We start from the raw sequence: 17,365 nt of genomic DNA, 5'->3' as shown, positions 1-17,365 counted from the left end.
TTTAAATGTAATGGTCAGTTATTCCTTTCATCTTCTCCCTAATTTCCTCCAAACACAAATTTCCCAAACTGCCTTCATGGGTATGGTGAATGTCTTTTTTTGGCTGAAAAGTTCCGGCTTCGATTTCAGCACCCATTTTTTTGTAGGCATCCCTAAAGGGCATTCCATTCTTAACCAGCTCGTTCAAGGTATCCACACTGAAGAGGTAATTGTATTTTGGGTCTTCGAGAATTTTGTCATTGACCTTGATTTCTTTTAGACTAAAGTGCATCAACTCCAGACAGGCCTTAATATCTTGAATTGCGGGCACTATAACTTCTTTGACCAATTGAAGGTCTCTATGGTATCCACTTGGTAGATTATTTGTAATGAGAACAAGCTGATTGGGCACTGCTTGAATCTTGTTGCATTTGGCCCGGATCAGTTCAAAAACATCAGGGTTTTTTTTGTGTGGCATGATACTGCTTCCCGTGGTCAGTTCATCCGGGAAAGTGATGAAATCAAAATTTTGGCTCATGTATAAACAGATGTCCATAGCCAGCTTGGAAAGTGTTGAAGCGATACTGGAAATACCGAATGCCGCCGCTTTTTCTACTTTCCCACGGCCCATTTGGGCAGCGACCACATTGTATTTCATCGTTGTAAACCCCATCTCTTTGGTGGTAGATGTTCTGTCCACAGGAAAAGAACTGCCATAACCCGCAGCGCTTCCCAGTGGATTTTGGTCAGCTATCTTGTAAGCGGCATTAACAAAATACAAATCATCGATCAAGCTTTCGGCATAAGCTGAAAACCACAGCCCAAAAGAAGAGGGCATGGCAATTTGCAAGTGTGTATAACCTGGAAGTAGGGTGGACCGATGCGTTTCAGCTAAATCCAAAAGTAAATCAAAAAGGATTCTGACCTCGCTTTTTATTTCGGTCAACTCGTTTTTAAGATACAATTGCATGGCCACTAAAACCTGATCGTTTCGGGATCGTGCGGTATGGATTTTTTTACCCGTATTCCCAAGCTTTTCTATAAGCAAAAACTCAATTTTGGAATGCATGTCCTCAAAGGAGTCCTCAATGGTAAAAGTGCCGCCATCAATGGTTTTTGCGATACTATCCAATTCCCTGACCAAATCTTCCGATTCGTCTTTGGTGATCAATCCTACATCACCTAACATTTTGGCGTGTGCCTTCGAGGCGATTACATCATACTTTGCCAGTAGCAAATCCAATTCCCTATCATTACCTACGGTAAAATGGTCTATTTTTTGGTCTGTACTAAATCCTTTGTCCCAGAGTTTCATGTTTTATTAGATGTTAGATATGAGATATGAGATATGTGATTGATTTTTCATCTAACTTCTCACATCTAATCTCTCAATACTTATTTTAAAAATCCTTCCAATATTTTGATGTACAAATCTATGCCTTTCTCGATTTCATCGACATAAATAAACTCATTGGCAGAATGGGACCGTGTGCTATCGCCAGGACCCAGTTTAACGGATTGGCAACTCAAGGCCGCTTGGTCCGAAAGTGTGGGTGAACCGTAGGTTTTTCTGCCAAGTGCAAGTCCGCTTTTTACCAAATCATGGTCAGGGTCAATGGCTGAAGAATTCAGTCGTAACGAACGTGGGGTAATTTTACAAGGCGCTTCATTTTGAAGTATCTCAGCTATTTCCTTGTTGGAATAGCGGTCATTTACACGAACATCGATTACCAAATCCACTTGCGCAGGTACCACATTATGCTGGCTTCCCGCTTTAATTTGGGTCACCGTCATTTTTACTTCGCCCAAAACATCGGAAGTTTTATCGAAGGTATGTTTTTTGAACCACTCAAGCACCTCGATGGTATTGTAAATGGAATTGTTATCATTTGGATGCGCCGCATGTGATGGCGTTCCTTCCACTACAGCATCAAAAACGACCAATCCCTTTTCAGCTATGGCCAGATCCATTAGGGTAGGCTCTCCAACAACGGCCACATCTATTTCTGGAAGCATGGGCAATAAGCCCCTTAAGCTTCGTTCCCCAGCATTTTCTTCTTCCGCAGAAGCTGCCATGATAATATTGTGACTTAGGTCTTCCTGATTATAAAAATGCGTAAAAGTGGCTAAAAGCGAGACCAAACAACCACCCGCATCATTACTTCCCAAGCCAAACAATTTTCCATCTTCAATATGTGGATCAAAAGGGTCTTTGGTATAGGCACTATTGGGTTTAACGGTGTCATGATGGGAATTTAAAAGTAGGGTAGGCTTGTTTTCATCAAAATGCTTGTTGAACGCATACACGTTGTTGAACTGTCGCTCCGTTTCAATTCCGAAATTGGCCAACCATTTTTGAATGGTATCCGCTGTTTTATCCTCTTCTCTAGAAAATGAGCGAATGGCAATCAGCTCTTTCAGAAGTTGTATTGCCTTTTGGGATAGTTCCGTTTGGTGTATTTTCATAAGGTAAGCGTTGTAAAATTTGAATTTTCTTCTTGAAGCATATCACTATTTCCTATACAAACTTGTTTTACGTTCTGTTGTAATGCATGAAAGCAGTTGTGCATTTTTGGGAGCATTCCATCTGCTATGATTCCATCTGCCAAAAGGGACTTGTATTTCTTGGAATCGATGTGTTGAAGTACGGAATTTTCGTCATCAATGCTTCGCAGTACTCCTTTTTTCTCAAAACAATAATATAACGTAGTTTCAAATTCTGATGACATGGCAATTGCCAGTTCTGCTGCAATAGTGTCCGCATTGGTGTTTAACAATTGTCCTTTGCCGTTGTGGGTCAATGCACAAAAAGTAGGGGTAAGACCAGCGTTTAAGAAAACCGAAATACTACTGGAATTTACTTTTTCCACATCGCCAACAAGCCCAAAATCAATATCGCCTACAGGTCTTTTCTTAGCAGTGATGGTATTTCCATCAGCACCGCTCATCCCTATGGCGTTGCAACCCAAAGCTTGAAGTTCAGCTACAATTTTTTTGTTCAATAATCCGCCATAAACCATGATGGCAACATCCAAGCTTTCGGTATTGGTTATTCTTCTTCCATTGACCATTTTGGAAATGACTCCGAGTTTTTCTCCAATCTCCGTGGCCTTTTTGCCTCCTCCGTGAACCAAGATTTTGTTCCCCTTAATTTTTGAGAACAGCTTCAAAAATCTGGATAACTCCTGGTCATCATTAATGATGTTACCTCCTATTTTTACTATGGATAATTTGGTTTTCATAGATTATCTCCTTTATTCTTTCCCTTTGGCAGAGAAAACATTACTGTGTTCCAGTATTTTTTTTAGCACTATCTGTGCTGCAAAGGTTCTGTTGTTCGCCTGCTCCAAAACCAAAGACTGTCCTCCATCCAATACGGCATCTTCGACCACTACATTTCTACGGACGGGAAGGCAATGCATGAATTTTGCACTTCCCAATTTGGCTTGGGTCATCATCCAATGACTATCCTGTGATAACACCTTTCCATAATCTGAATAGCTGCTCCAATTTTTTACATAGACAAAATCAGCATTTTCCAAGGCTTTGTTTTGGTCATATTCAATAGCGCAGCCTTTCGTAATTGACGGATTTAGCTCGTAACCTTTTGGGTGCGTAATGGTAAATTCAACGTTTTGTTTTTTTATCATTTCAATAAATGAATTTGCCACGGCGTGCGGTAACGCTTTTGGGTGTGGGGCCCATGATAATACCACCTTGGGTTTAGGTTTGGTATTGCTTTCCGTTATGGTAATGGCATCAGCGAGAGCCTGTAACGGATGCGCAATGGAACTTTCCATATTTACTACTGGAATGGATGCGTACTTGGTAAAACCATTGAGCACTTCTTCCGCTTCATCCTTTGTTCTGTCTTTAAGTTTGGCAAACGCCCTTATGGCGATAATATCGCAATATTGGGAAACCACCTTGGCAGCTTCTTTAATGTGTTCTGAGTTTCCTTGATCCATCACAGTTCCATCCTCATATTCCAGAGCCCAGCCTTCACTTCCAAAATTCATTACCATTACTTCCATTCCCATATGCATGGCTGCTTTTTGAGTGCTTAACCGAGTTCTTAGGCTATTGTTAAAAAATAAAAGACAGATGGTTTTGTGCTTACCCATTTCTTTAAATTGATAGGGGTCTTTTTTTAATGCAATCGCTTCGTCTACCCAATTGGGAAGCGAATCAATATCATTTATGGATAAATAGTTTTTCATTTTATTTTTTTGTCATTTTCAGCTTAGTTAGAATCCGTTTAGTTAGAATCCGTACCCTGAGCGTAGTCGAAGGGTGGAGTGTTGAGCTTGGCCGAAACATTATCCCAACTCTTTTTGTAGTCCCTCAAAAAATAAATCGATATGGGTTTTGGTTATATTAAGAGCGGGTAAAAACCGTAGCAGTTTTTTGTTTTTTGCACTTCCTGTGAACATATGTTGGTTGTAAATAAGTCTTTTTCGCAAATCGGCCACTTCAAATTCAAATTCCAAACCTAGCATCAATCCTTTTCCTTTTACTTTTTTTATTTCTAAAAATTCTTTGGCTTTTTCTTTAAAATAGCTGCCCAACTCGTTAGCATTTACCAGCAAATCTTCTTCTTTCAGAACCTCTAAAACAGCCAGGGTCGCTGCACAGGCCAAATGATTGCCACCAAAAGTGGTTCCCAAGAGACCGTAAGAAGCTTTAATGGATTCATGTACAAGAATACCACCGACAGGAAAACCGTTTCCCATGCCTTTGGCGATAGAAATAATATCGGGTTGTACACTTCGACTCCGCTCAGTGTCCGTTGGACTCCGCTCAGGGTCCAAATGATGTTGAAAGGCAAAAAACTTTCCACTTCGCCCAAATCCCGATTGTACTTCGTCCGCTATGAGGACAATACCTTTCTTTTTACAGTGTTCCGCAATGAATTGATAAAATTGGGTTGTGGGCTCATCCAGACCACCAACTCCTTGAATTGCTTCTAGGATAACAGCGCAGTACTCGTCCGAATCCATTGCTTTTTCAAAGGCTTCAAAATCGTTTAGAGGAAGAAAAGTTACCTCTTGCTGTTTGTTTATGGGTGCATTTATATTGGGATTGTCCGTAGCGGCAACTGCGGCCGAGGTTCTTCCATGGAAGCTGTTGTTAAAGGCGATTACCTTGGATTTTTGGGTATGAAAGGATGCCAGTTTTAAAGCATTTTCATTGGCTTCTGCGCCCGAATTGCACATAAAAAGGTTATAAGCTTCACAATTTGAAGCTTTTCCCAGAGCGGAAGCAAGCTCTTTTTGAATTGGATTTTGGATGGAGTTGCTGTAAAATCCAATCTTGTCCAATTGCTCTTTCAACCGATTCACATAATGTGGATGGGAATGCCCAATGGAAATCACGGCATGGCCTCCGTAGAAATCGAGATATTTTTTGCCTTTGTCATCTGTTAGTTCAATACCCTTGGCAGATACTGGGGTAACATCATATAAAGGATATACATCAAATAGTTTCATCTAGAATTCAAGTTCATGTTCAAATATCAAGTTCAAGTATCAAATTCAAACTCAAATATTAAATACAAGTGCAATTTTTTAGGCTTGAGTTTATGTTTGATATTTGAGTTTGTGTTTATATTTTTCATCCTTTTCTGATTTGGCTTATTTTTTCAAAAGAGGTGACTATCCCTCGAATTAAAGAAGAACTCAATCCTTGATGCTCCATTTCGTTCAAACCTGAAATTGTGCATCCTTTTGGGGTAGTGACCCGATCTATCTCTTCTTCGGGGTGGCTTTTAGACTCGATTAAAAGACTAGCTGCACCATTGCAGGTATGCATTGCCAGTTCTTGCGCTTCCTTGGCATCGAAACCCAATTGAATTGCTCCCTGGGTAGTTGCTCGAATCAAACGCATCCAAAAGGCGATACCACTGGCACAGATTACGGTAGCAGCCTGCATCTGCTCTTCGGGAATTTCCAAAGTATGTCCCATTCTATTGAAAATAGCTTTTGAAAGGTCAATCCTTTTTTCCCCCAACTCGTTGCTACAAAGGCATGTCATTGAATTTCCTACGGAAATCGCAGTATTGGGCATACTTCGAATAATGTATTTATCCGAACCAATGATTTCCTCTATTTTGGAAATACTGAAGCCTGTAATTGTACTGATGATTACGTGTTTTTCGGTTAGCAAGTCCAATATATCCTCAAGAATACCTGAAAAATGTCCAGGTTGCACTGCAAAAATCAAGATATCGGATTTTTTTACAGCTTCTCGGTTGTCCCAGGTAACGGTGACGTTGCCATATTTTTCGAAATCCATGATTTCCGTAGTATTCCTTTTAGTCAAGTACATGGTCGTTGCACCATTGCTATGCAAAACACCCTTTGCAATGGCCAAACCCAAATTTCCCGCTCCTATAATTGCTATTTTCATTTTATCTTCTTTTTGTCACCTCTAGCGCAGTCGAGAGATATTTAATTTTTCTCTATAGTCTCACATCTTGACTGCGCTCGATGAGACAGCTCGACTCAATATTTTTATTATCTAAAAAACTCCCGCTTTTAGTTGTAGGCCCGTATTTTCAAAAAAATCGAACATCAAATTCATATTTTGGACAGCTTGTCCCGAGGCACCTTTGATTAAATTATCTATTGCCGAGGTTATCAATAAAATATCTTCGTGTTTGTGTAAGTGAACATGACATTGATTCGTGTTCACTACTTGTTTTAAGTGAATGGGCTCTTCTGAAAGTTGTGTAAAAATGGTATCTGAATAGAATTCTTTGTAAAGCTTCTTTGCTTCGTTCAACGAACCTTCAAATCTGGTATAAGCCGTAGCCAAAATACCCCTTGTGAAATTACCCCGATTGGGCAAGAAATGTAGCTTTGCGGTTTTGTTTCCAAAGGAATTCAAGCTTTCTCCAATTTCACCTAAATGTTGATGGGTGAAGGGTTTGTACCAAGAAGCATTGTTATTTCTCCAACTAAAATGGGAAGTAGATGATAGTCCAACACCTGCACCCGTGCTCCCTGTTACCGCATTTATATGGATATCGTTCTGTAGCACATCCGCTTTGGCCAAAGGCAACAGGGCCAATTGTATAGCGGTTGCAAAACAACCTGGATTTGCAATGGCAGCCGCAGTTTTTATTTTCTCTTTGTTCAATTCGGGAAGGCCATAAATAAATGTTTTTTTATGGTATTCAGCATCTTTTTGTAATCTAAAATCGTTGCTTAGATCAATGATTTTAGTATGTGTATCAAAACTATTTTCCGCTAAAAATTTGGTTGAATTTCCATGGCCCAAGCAAAGAAAAACTACATCAACACCTGAATTTACTTCACCTGAAAATTTTAAATCCGTCAATCCCAATAAATCCTGATGGGTAGCGGTAACAGGTTGTCCCGCACGTGTTGTACTGTAAACAAAATCGATATTGACCTGAGGATGATTCAATAAAAGTCTTACCAATTCACCGCCCGTATACCCAGACCCACCAATAATTCCTGCTTTAATCATTTTGTTGGTTTACATGGTTAGCTATTTTCCCTGAGTTTGAAAGGATTTTGATAAACCCTTTGGCGTCATCCGCTGTCCAGCCTTTGTTCATTTCACCATAACTGCCAAAAGAGGCATTCATTAAATCTTGTTTAGATGAAATTCCGTTGAGTTCAAATCGGTATGGGTGTAGTGTGATATGGACATCTCCCGAAACTTTTTTCTGTGTGTCCGATAGGAACGCTTCAATATTCCGCATAACCTCGTCCAAATAATTTCCTTCGTGTAAAAGCATACCATAAAAATTGCCCAATTGTTCTTTTTGGTATTGTTGCCACTTGCTCAGGGTGTGCTTTTCCAGTAAATGATGCGCTTTTATAATGATGAGCGAAGCAGCGGCCTCAAAGCCCACTCTTCCTTTTATACCAATGATAGTATCGCCTACATGAATATCTCTTCCTATAGCATACTTGGAAGCGATATCTTCCAGTTTTTCAATATTCTCAACAGGCGGAGCGGATTCACCATCAATCGCTATTAGCTCTCCTTGTTCAAAACTTAGTTTAAGTTCTTTGGGGAGTTCTTTTTCCAATTGAGTTGGGAATGCTGATTCTGGCAATGGTAGGTGTGAGGTCAGTGTTTCTTCACCTCCTACCGAAGTACCCCATAATCCTTTGTTGATCGAGTATTTTGCCTTTTCCCAGGAATAATCGATTCCGTTTTCCCGTAGATAGTCGATTTCTTCTTCCCTTGATAGTTTATTATCCCGAATCGGTGTTATTATTTGGATTTCTGGAGCCAAAATTTGAAAGATCATATCGAACCTTACTTGGTCATTTCCTGCTCCCGTACTGCCATGGGCGATAGCCGTAGCACCAATCTTTTTGGCATGATCTACAATTTCTATGGCCTGCACGATTCGTTCAGCGCTTACGGATAGGGGATAGGTATTATTTCGCAGTACATTCCCAAAGATGAGGTACTTTACTACTTTATCATAAAAATTGGATACCGCATCAATCGATGTATAGGTTGTTGCCCCTAGTTCCAAGGCTTTTTGTTGGATATTGAGAATTTCCTGTTCTGAAAATCCCCCGGTATTAACACTTACGGCATGGACTTCATATCCTTCTTTTGATAGGTACTTGGCACAGTACGAAGTGTCCAGACCGCCACTATAGGCTAAAACTAATTTTTTCATTTGGTTTATTTTGTTATTCCTGCTCAGGCGGGAATCCATTTTGCATCTTGGCTTTTATGACGCTTCATGCTTTGACTATACTCAGCATGACAGCTTGAACTGACCACTATTTATTTTTCTTTTTAAGGAAAAGGTTCTGCTTCATTTCTTTTAACCGTTGAAAAGCTTTTCCGTTCAGTTTTCTTGATTTGTATTTACTGGCCTCGGGGTCATACAACATTCCTGTACAAAGGCACATTTTACGTTCCGTTCTTGTAAGGATATCAAAATTTTTACAAGTCTGGCACCCTTTCCAGAACTCGGGGTCATCCGTCAATTCTGAAAAAGTTACGGGCTTATAGCCCAATTCATAATTCATTTTCATTACGGGTAATCCAGTGGTTATTCCAAAGATTTTGGCATCTGGAAACTTTTTCTTGGATAGCTCGAATACCGCTTTTTTAATTTTCTTTGCAAGTCCTTGCTTTCTAAAGTCAGGGTGAACGATCAACCCGGAATTTGCTACAAAATTCTTGTTGCCCCAAACTTCGATATAGCAAAATCCAGCGAATTTTTCACCATCCAAAGCGATTACCGCATTGCCGTTCTGTAACCTTTTGATAATATACTCTGGTGTACGTTGTGCAATACCGGTACCTCGAACCTTTGCAGATTCGGTAATGGTGTCACTTATGATTTGTGCGTATTTATAATGGGATTCGTTAGCGATTACAATTTTCATTGTATGGCTTTTTTTAAACTGATAACTAATTAAGATTTGTGTGGTTGTTGCGGAAATGGACTCACCTATTTCCATAAATTATGTGCACCCTTACGGGCGGCGGCGTGGAGCGAATGGACGTAGTGGAGCAGTGTAGCTCGATGTAGATAGTATGTGATTTTGTCCTTTCATTATGGGATAAATGTACAAATAAATTCTAACTGACCTAAAATGATCCTAACTTTTTAAAGAAATATAGCTTTTTGTCTTTTTTAGCTGCTATTTCATAAATCAAAAAGCCAAAGACTAATATATATTCAATGGCCAACAACCAAAGATTTTCTTCATACTCGGGATTGGAATAGGCATAATAGCTCAGTATCACCAAAAATGACCACAAAATGACATACTTATAATTTGTGAAAACACTAAGAATTAATAGGTACACAATATACCAAGGGTGTATGGTGCTGGTCAAAAAGTAATATCCGGAAAGTAGTACAAGCATTGAAACAATCAGGGTATTGAATTGCTGATTTTTTCTAAAAAATGTTAGCAAGAGTGCTCCGATTATTGTGAAAATTGCAACTAATTTTCCATACACCTTAATCAACTCCCACGGTTTGGCATCAAAATATGTAACTCCTATTTTTTTGACCAGGTTGTACATACTAGCGTTGAACTCAAAATTTGAAAACCAAAGCCCTACCGTTTGTAAATAATTATCGATGAAGGTGTTGTTATAAAAAGGGACCAATAAAATAAAGCACGTTAAACCTATCAAAATGTAAAATCCAATACTTTTCTTGAATCCAAAATATTTAAGGAACAGGGGTAGAAACAGAACGGGCACAAGCTTTACCATTATAGCTATGGCATATATTGGAGCACCCAAAAACCATTTACTTGTTTTGATCAGATAAAGCGACCAAATAAAGAAAAACAACATAACGCCTTCAAAATGAAGATTCCCGGTCAGTTCTATTATCACCAAAGGATTCAGGAAATACCAAAAGACCATGTAGTTGGGACGATTGAGTTTTTGAAGTAATTTCCTTCCAAAGTATAGAATACCTATATCAGCAAGAATAACGGATAAACGCATTGTAATAATTGCGCCAAGAATACTACCATGCCCAACATAGGCCGCCAAAGTAAATATGAATTGATTAATCGGGGGGTAATTGCTAAAATGCCTAGCGCTCAACTCACCCATTCCTGCATATAACTCCTGAGCGTTTGCAATGGGCAAATTATTTTTTAGAATGAGTTCGTTAGGTAAGTGGATGTAAGGATTCATTCCATTTTTAAATAACTCGCCATCCCATATAAAGCGGTAAAAGTCTTGGGACAGATTGGGTTCTGTAAAAAGAAGAACACCACGAAATAAAATGCCGGTAATCAATAAAAACTTGAAATTCCATTTTTCAAATTGTATTAACTTGTAATAAAAGAAGAAAAGGAAAACGAAGATGACCCATAACACGGCGAAGTTCTCGCGTTCTAGATCATAGGCGAAGATAATATAGAAGAGAGTGCTCATACCCACACATAAAATGGGGAGTAGGTGTAGTTTCCAAAATTCTATTTTTTTTAAAGACATTGGCGATGAGCATTTCTAACGCCTTCAAAATGTATAAAATTATATTTGATTGTAAACGCTTTTGTGAAGTAATAACCCGCTACACCGTAAAAATATAAAATAGGTTCACCGGTATAGCGGGAAATGGTTCAAAATATTATTCTATGGCGACTAGAATTTCTGCTTCCCCTTTGGTGGGATTGACAGCTTTTTCGCCATATATTTCCATATCGGCAGTGTACGTTCTTTTCAGGTCGGTATTCCATATTTCCGTCCAAGTATTTATTACTGCATCTTTAGTTAGATTTCCTTTGGCAATAAACTTTTTATAATTAGCGGGGGGTATGATTTTTACGGTCATATCCTCTGGAATGTTGTTTAGACTTGCTACGTTGTAACCGATAACGAGGGTGTAGGGTTTTGTATGGTCGCCCTCATAATCGGTATAAACGGCATAAATGGTGTCATTTAGTTTGTTGGGAACACGATTTGGAATGTTTTCTTCGCTGAATTTTCTCCAAAGCATAGGAATATCGTGTTGCGCCTTTCCTTTTTCGTTGGATGTCCTAATAGCGATGCCAACAATAGTCAATTCATTAGTTTTTGTGGTTGTCATAAGAATAAAATTTAAGATTATGAACAAAAATAATTGCTTGTTGTGACAAGGGTGTGTCAGGGGTGGTTGGAATTCGTCAACTCATACCTATTAAGTATCAATTTGTCTTGGATTTTTTTAGCCATATTCTAAGAAATTTACTTACTGAACAAGGTATTTCTTTTAAAAGAATCATATCTAAACTAGTAGTCAAAACAAAAATGAAAAAAATGAAAAAAGCTCTCATCTTATTATTTTTAATTTCATTACCAGTACTCTTTCGCAAAGAAAGAATTTTAGCTTAGAAATAGGTTATCCACTAGAGTTGTCAAATGGAAATTCAACAGAGTTAAATGGAATTATAAATTCAAAGATTAAATACGGATTTTGGAATACGGAATCATTCAGGATCGGTAGCTCATATTCAATTGATTTATTGACGGTGGACTTATGATATTTTTAAAAATTTTTCATCCAAAACAATTTTAAATTTATCAGATTATGTTGGGAATTTTTTAACTGAAGAAACAAACGGCTTTAATACAAATCGATTGAAATTTGGGATTGGATATAGATTTTAAAAAGATACCAAACAAATCCTTCACTTAATTGTTATCTAAATCAGAATAATCCTCATTGTATATTTCATACGACTTATAATATTCTTCCAAAGTCATATCGTGCGATTCAAACTGCTCATACGTATTGGTGATTTTTTGAATATGGTCAATTCGGAATACCCTAAACGCCTTGCGAAGTCTACAATAAGCTATGAGCAACCAGTTTTCTTGGGTGCTATACAATGCAAAAGGCTCTATATCCCTATCCGAAGATTTCTGATGTATTGATATGTACTCAATATGTAAAACCTGAAAATGCGTAATGGCCGTCTGAATACGCATCAAATAATTACTGGTCTTTTGGTTGGTGTAGTTGTTGCTAAAATAGATACGCTCCGTAAGCAAGCTGGTTTTCTCTTTTTGGGAGCCTTTTAGCAACGCCTTTATTTTAAGAATGGCATCGGAATAGTTCTGGACAAAAGAAGCGTCTTTGTTCTTAAGGATCAACTGTTCCGCTGTAATGAGAGCATTTGCTTCATCTTCCGTAAACATTACGGGTGGCAGTTGATATCCTTCCATCATACTATAACCTTTGCCTTCTTCGGTAACAATCGGTACTCCAGATTTCTCTAGGGTACGTATGTCCCTATAGATTGTTCTAATGCTAACGTTATGCTTGTCCGCAAGTGTTTTGGCCGTTACAATTCTCGAGGATTGTAGTTGCGTTAATATGGCGGTCAATCTAGCTAGACGTGGTATCTCTTCCATGTAGGTCAATTTGATGGTATGCAATCAAACTATATATTTTTTAAATGCCTAGAAAGGTACAAAAAGAACGTATTTAATTGTATTGGGTCTAATCTCCTAAAGCTTGCCATTACCATTTTATTGAGATGAATGGACGCAAATTACACGAATTTTTCGGCGAAACCCTATTTTGGAATTTTAGTATTTAGCAGGCTTGCCCAAAGAGTATGTGCTAGAGAATAGCTATAAAATGCAACTACGCTTTTGCTGTCAAAGATTTAAAGAAAACGAAACCAAAACCGAGGAACAACATCAAATGAAAAGGAAAAAGCCCATAGTCATTTAAGGGTACCGCGCTATACATACCAAAGAGAAAATATACCATTAAAGCAAATTCCAAAATCATGTTTGGCGATAATTTCTTGGCCAAGTATTTGTTGCCTTTCCAGCTATCCGTTAAGTTGTTTATATTGAACTTTGGGGTTCTTACAAATTCACTGCGCTTACCCATATGGCCTTCCAAAACTGCAACGGTATTGTGCAATGAAAAACCTAATGCTACCGAGAAAAATGTAAAAAACAGCTTAATGTAGTCTATGAAATTATCAAATCCGCTACCCTGAATGCTTTTATAGGTGAACCAATAGCAGATAAAAAGAATAATGGTACTTACGATAAAAAAACTGGTCACTTCAAAGATCCAACCTAAATGTCCGTAGCTGTTTTTGATATACAGCATCGGAATGCTTAAAAGGGCAACAATAAAAACACAAAGAAACATGGAACTGTTCAATAGGTGCATGACGCCATGAAACTTTGTTTTGAACGATATATTCTTGGCGGTGATTACGCTCCAAACCGTTTTTCTAAAGTTTTCCGCGCCACCTTTGTTCCAACGAAATTGTTGTGAACGTGCTGCACTTATTACCACAGGAAGCTCTGCCGGGGTTTCTACATCTTCCAAATACTTGAACTTCCAATTTTTTAGTTGGGCGCGGTAACTTAAATCCAAATCTTCGGTCAAGGTATCCCCTTCCCAGTTGCCCGCATCCAAAATGCATTCCTTTCTCCAAATACCTGCGGTACCATTGAAGTTGATAAAATGTCCTTTGGAATTACGTCCTACCTGTTCAAGTGTAAAATGTGCATCAAGTGCAAAAGCCTGTATTCTTGTGAGTGTAGAATAATCTCTATTGATGTGTCCCCATCTTGTTTGGACAACACCTATTTCCTGATCCTTAAAATAAGGAACCGTCTTTTTCAACCAATCGCTTTCAGGAAGAAAATCGGCATCAAAAATGGCGACAAAATCACCTTTGGCAATTTCCAGCCCTTCTTTTAGGGCACCTGCCTTAAAGCCTTGTCGGTTCTCTCTACGTATATGTGTTATATCCAGTCCGGTCTTTTGGAGATTCTCGATTCTTTTTGCCGTTTCTATTACGGTTTCGTCTGTAGAGTCATCCAAGACCTGAATTTCGAGTTTGCTTTTTGGATATTCTATCTTGGCAATGTTCTCAAGAAGCCGCTCCATTACATATTCTTCATTGTAAATTGGAAGCTGAATGGTTACGAAAGGAATTTCTTTTGGATCTAGTAGATTGAACTTAGGCGCCACTTCGTTTAGTCTTTTGTTGCCTAAATAGTTGATCAAAAGATTCAACTGTGCCAGACTGTAGAAGAAAATTAAAATTAAGGCCGTACTGTAAATAGCGATGATAATAAAAGCGATGGTCAGTCCCATATTATTTTATACTGTATTTAAAAATCCAACCCAGAATTTTTATGCCTGCAAATATAGCACCTTTTATGGTTCCTGAAACTTTTGAGATACCTATTCTGCGTTTATAGCGTACGGGTACTTCTGTGTACCTCAGTTTTTTACGTAGTGCCTTTAACTGCATCTCTACTGTCCAGCCATACGTTTTGTCTTCCATTTTCAAGTCTTTTAGCTTATCGTACTTAATAGCCCTAAAAGGTCCTAGGTCCGTGAATTTTGCACCAAAAAACAAGCGCATCAATAATGTAGCCAACTCATTGCCAAAGATTTGGGGAAAGGTCATTGATCCCTGTTCCCGTAATTCTTTCTTGCGTGCGCCTATTACCAAATCCATATTGTTGTTTAAGATCGGAGCCACTACTTTATCCAATTCTTCGGGATAATCAGAATAGTCTCCGTCGATAAATACGATAATATCCGGTGCTTTGGATTGTTTGGCTATGTAATCCATCCCCTTTAAACAGGCAAAGCCATACCCACGGCGGTTTTCTGTTAATACGGTTGCTCCGGCTTTTTCTGCATTAATAACGGTCGCATCGGTAGATCCATTGTTCACCACAATTATTTCTGAAACCGATTTTGGAAGTTCGGACACTACTTTGCCTATGGAATCCTCTTCGTTTACTGCGGGAATGATAACTTTAATATCTGCCATTACTTTAAATCGGATAATTTGTTTTTCTTTTAAAGCCGCTAAAGCTAAACCATTCCTTTATTTTTTTTCTGATTTTATATTTTTCTGCAGATTTTAGTTCTTCATCCATATATTTGAGACAATAGCCTTTTTTGACCCCGTTTTGCAATTGGCACTTGTGATTTAAATTTCCATTGCCATCATAAAAAGGCCACCATTTGACTTTCTTTCCGTTTTCGGAATGACCTTTAATTTCCAATCTTCCATCTTTATCGTAAAATACCAGTAACCTTTGCGTAGATTCATTTTTTGTTGACCTTGTTCCATAATTTTTACGTTGGAGAAATAGTATTTCCAAAATGCTTCTTTGAAATCGTCAACTTCCCACCCGTGAGCCTTTAGGGTACCATTGTTATGATATTCTCTATGCTATTTCTTAATAGCATTGGCCAGGATGAATAGGACAAGCAGAATACTAGAACGAAGCATATTATTTTTTGTTGACCAGTGTCATTAAATCAACATCGTTGCCCATTAATACTTGGTTGCTATCAATACGACCTTGTAATGGGCCGTTCTCCAATTTAAGTACACCTCTTGGGCATACAGCGGAACAAATGCCGCAACCTACACAGCTTGACCTAACAATGTTTTCTCCTTTTTGTGCATAGGCACGTACATCGATGCCCATCTCGCAATAGGTAGAGCAGTTGCCACAGGAAATACATTGTCCCCCGTTCGTCGTAATTCGGAACTTTGAAAACAAACGTTGTTGAAAGCCCAAAATTGCTGCCATGGGACAACCAAATCTGCACCAGACCCTGTTCCCTAAAATTGGATAGAAACCAGTACCGATTACACCGGAAAAAATACTTCCTATCAAAAATGAATAGGATTTGCGCAGTGTTTCCGATTTGAATAAAAAGACATTGCCATCTCCACTAAAAAAATGCATTCCGATAAGTGCCATGATAATAACAAAATACCCAATGGCACCGTACTGTGCATCTTTTTGGAGTTGTTCGCGCTTAAATAGCATTACCAAGGTAAAAACCACGGTCAACAATATGGCCACACCAATTAGAAAAGTATTTTTTGTGAGCCAGTACTTGCTGGTATCGGTACCCAAGTAAGAGTAGATAACGGCCGTTGTCATCAAGGTTACAAAAACAACTACGCTATGCACCACCCAGCGTTCTATGTTCCATGCCTTTACGGTCTTATCGCTTAACTGTCTAAAAGAATCGCCAGCGGTTTCTGCGAGTCCGCCACAACCACAGACCCATGAGCAGTACCATCGTTTACCATATTTATAGGTAAGTATGGGTGTAATGACGAAGATGGAAAGTATTCCAAAAATCAATAAAGCGAAACCAATGTCCCCAGAACTTAAGAAGCTTTTTATTCGATACCCTTCAAAATTATAATAGTTTAAGGGCCAAACATTTTTTAAATCATAGTAGGGCAAGCTTCCTCCATTTAGAATTTTGTCACCGTTTAAGCGTGCCATCAACTCGGGGATAATAAATGCAAAAGCAGTTTGAAAGAACATCACACTCATAGTTCGTATTCGCTCATATCGATTATGGCGATATTTCCACATGAACTTGATTCCGAAGGCTAAAATGGCAACAGTGTATAATGTACCATAAACAAACCACTGGCTTGCGGGATTTCCGCTCAACATTCTACTAAGCGGGTCAAATAAAGCGATTACTCCCTTGTTTTCTCCATCTTTCACCAATCCTAAATACTCAGGATAAAAATAAAGCACAATATAAAATGTGGTCAATGCTATTCCTGCAATCCACCCCCAAAACCCTTGGCTGGAAATAGATTTGAACCATACCCCATCATTCTTGATTCCCGGAAGCTTTTTTGAATACGCTTCCCAAGAAAACCATATGGTTCCGGTAGTAATGGCCGCCAGTGAAATACTTAGCCACAGTGCCTTGTTGGGAAAACTAACATTGAAAGCTGCCAATAAAATGATCGCCAAGCCAGATAGACCGATAAGCGTAGCTATTTTTTGATTTCTACTGATCTCCTTTGGTGGTTGCCCCGTTAAGGCCATGCTTCTATCGTACGTGCTCATATTTTTTTAAGTTCAAGTTTCA

General features: G+C 38.7%; 16 protein-coding genes. All 16 read right to left on the bottom strand.

Features of this window, described 5'->3' with window-relative positions; all coding sequences use genetic code 11:
- Position 1: 1 nt before the first annotated feature.
- The 16 genes from argH to HME9304_RS05025 all read right to left on the bottom strand — a co-directional run bounded on the left by argH (position 2) and on the right by HME9304_RS05025 (position 17,343).
- Positions 2–1,294: an argininosuccinate lyase gene (argH, locus tag HME9304_RS05105; RefSeq protein ID WP_112377554.1), complete on the bottom strand. Its 1,293-nt coding sequence runs from the start codon at positions 1,292–1,294 to the stop codon at positions 2–4.
- A gap of 80 nt (positions 1,295–1,374) precedes the next feature.
- Positions 1,375–2,445 carry a M20 family metallo-hydrolase gene (locus HME9304_RS05100; protein WP_112377553.1) on the bottom strand — a complete coding sequence of 357 codons (1,071 nt, stop codon included), beginning with the start codon at positions 2,443–2,445 and terminating at the stop codon, positions 1,375–1,377.
- Positions 2,442–3,221 (bottom strand): acetylglutamate kinase, encoded by a 780-nt coding sequence (argB, locus tag HME9304_RS05095; RefSeq protein WP_112377552.1) that lies wholly within the window; start codon positions 3,219–3,221, stop codon positions 2,442–2,444. The genes HME9304_RS05100 and argB overlap by 4 nt, the downstream gene beginning before the upstream one ends.
- A gap of 12 nt (positions 3,222–3,233) precedes the next feature.
- Positions 3,234–4,199, bottom strand: coding sequence for a Rossmann-fold NAD(P)-binding domain-containing protein (locus HME9304_RS05090; protein ID WP_112377551.1), 966 nt, complete (start codon positions 4,197–4,199; stop codon positions 3,234–3,236).
- Positions 4,200–4,298: 99 nt separating this feature from the next.
- Entirely contained in the window at positions 4,299–5,468 is a 1,170-nt protein-coding gene (locus HME9304_RS05085) for an aspartate aminotransferase family protein (protein ID WP_112377550.1), read from the bottom strand.
- A gap of 124 nt (positions 5,469–5,592) precedes the next feature.
- Positions 5,593–6,387 carry a pyrroline-5-carboxylate reductase gene (gene proC / locus HME9304_RS05080; RefSeq protein ID WP_112377549.1) on the bottom strand — a complete coding sequence of 265 codons (795 nt, stop codon included), beginning with the start codon at positions 6,385–6,387 and terminating at the stop codon, positions 5,593–5,595.
- Between the two features lie 111 nt (positions 6,388–6,498).
- Positions 6,499–7,473 carry an N-acetyl-gamma-glutamyl-phosphate reductase gene (gene argC / locus HME9304_RS05075; protein WP_112377548.1) on the bottom strand — a complete coding sequence of 325 codons (975 nt, stop codon included), beginning with the start codon at positions 7,471–7,473 and terminating at the stop codon, positions 6,499–6,501.
- A complete protein-coding gene (gene argG, locus HME9304_RS05070) occupies positions 7,466–8,653 on the bottom strand; it encodes an argininosuccinate synthase (protein WP_112379730.1) in 1,188 nt (395 codons plus the stop codon). Before argG ends, argC begins: the two co-directional genes overlap by 8 nt.
- Before the next feature lie 106 nt (positions 8,654–8,759).
- Entirely contained in the window at positions 8,760–9,374 is a 615-nt protein-coding gene (locus HME9304_RS05065; protein WP_112379729.1) for a GNAT family N-acetyltransferase, read from the bottom strand.
- A gap of 205 nt (positions 9,375–9,579) precedes the next feature.
- Positions 9,580–10,956: an MptA/MptB family glycosyltransferase gene (locus tag HME9304_RS05060; RefSeq protein WP_112377547.1), complete on the bottom strand. Its 1,377-nt coding sequence runs from the start codon at positions 10,954–10,956 to the stop codon at positions 9,580–9,582.
- A gap of 136 nt (positions 10,957–11,092) precedes the next feature.
- The gene (locus tag HME9304_RS05055) at positions 11,093–11,551 is read right to left on the bottom strand and encodes a GyrI-like domain-containing protein (RefSeq protein ID WP_112377546.1); all 459 of its coding nucleotides are present in this window, start codon (positions 11,549–11,551) and stop codon (positions 11,093–11,095) included.
- A 584-nt stretch (positions 11,552–12,135) separates the two neighbouring features.
- Entirely contained in the window at positions 12,136–12,858 is a 723-nt protein-coding gene (locus HME9304_RS05045) for a helix-turn-helix transcriptional regulator (protein WP_112379728.1), read from the bottom strand.
- A gap of 235 nt (positions 12,859–13,093) precedes the next feature.
- On the bottom strand, positions 13,094–14,578 hold the full coding sequence (locus tag HME9304_RS05040) for a cellulose synthase family protein (protein WP_112377544.1): 1,485 nt from the start codon (positions 14,576–14,578) through the stop codon (positions 13,094–13,096).
- A gap of 1 nt (position 14,579) precedes the next feature.
- Positions 14,580–15,269 carry a glycosyltransferase family 2 protein gene (locus tag HME9304_RS05035; RefSeq protein ID WP_112377543.1) on the bottom strand — a complete coding sequence of 230 codons (690 nt, stop codon included), beginning with the start codon at positions 15,267–15,269 and terminating at the stop codon, positions 14,580–14,582.
- Between the two features lie 4 nt (positions 15,270–15,273).
- Positions 15,274–15,606, bottom strand: coding sequence for a toxin-antitoxin system YwqK family antitoxin (locus HME9304_RS05030; RefSeq protein WP_112377542.1), 333 nt, complete (start codon positions 15,604–15,606; stop codon positions 15,274–15,276).
- A 132-nt stretch (positions 15,607–15,738) separates the two neighbouring features.
- Positions 15,739–17,343: a 4Fe-4S binding protein gene (locus tag HME9304_RS05025; protein ID WP_112377541.1), complete on the bottom strand. Its 1,605-nt coding sequence runs from the start codon at positions 17,341–17,343 to the stop codon at positions 15,739–15,741.
- Positions 17,344–17,365 lie beyond the last annotated feature (22 nt).

Source organism: Flagellimonas maritima (genome assembly GCF_003269425.1).
GTDB lineage: Bacteria > Bacteroidota > Bacteroidia > Flavobacteriales > Flavobacteriaceae > Flagellimonas > Flagellimonas maritima.
The sequence above is the reverse complement of the archived record's forward strand: the minus strand, read 5'-3'. Positions and strand labels throughout refer to the sequence as shown.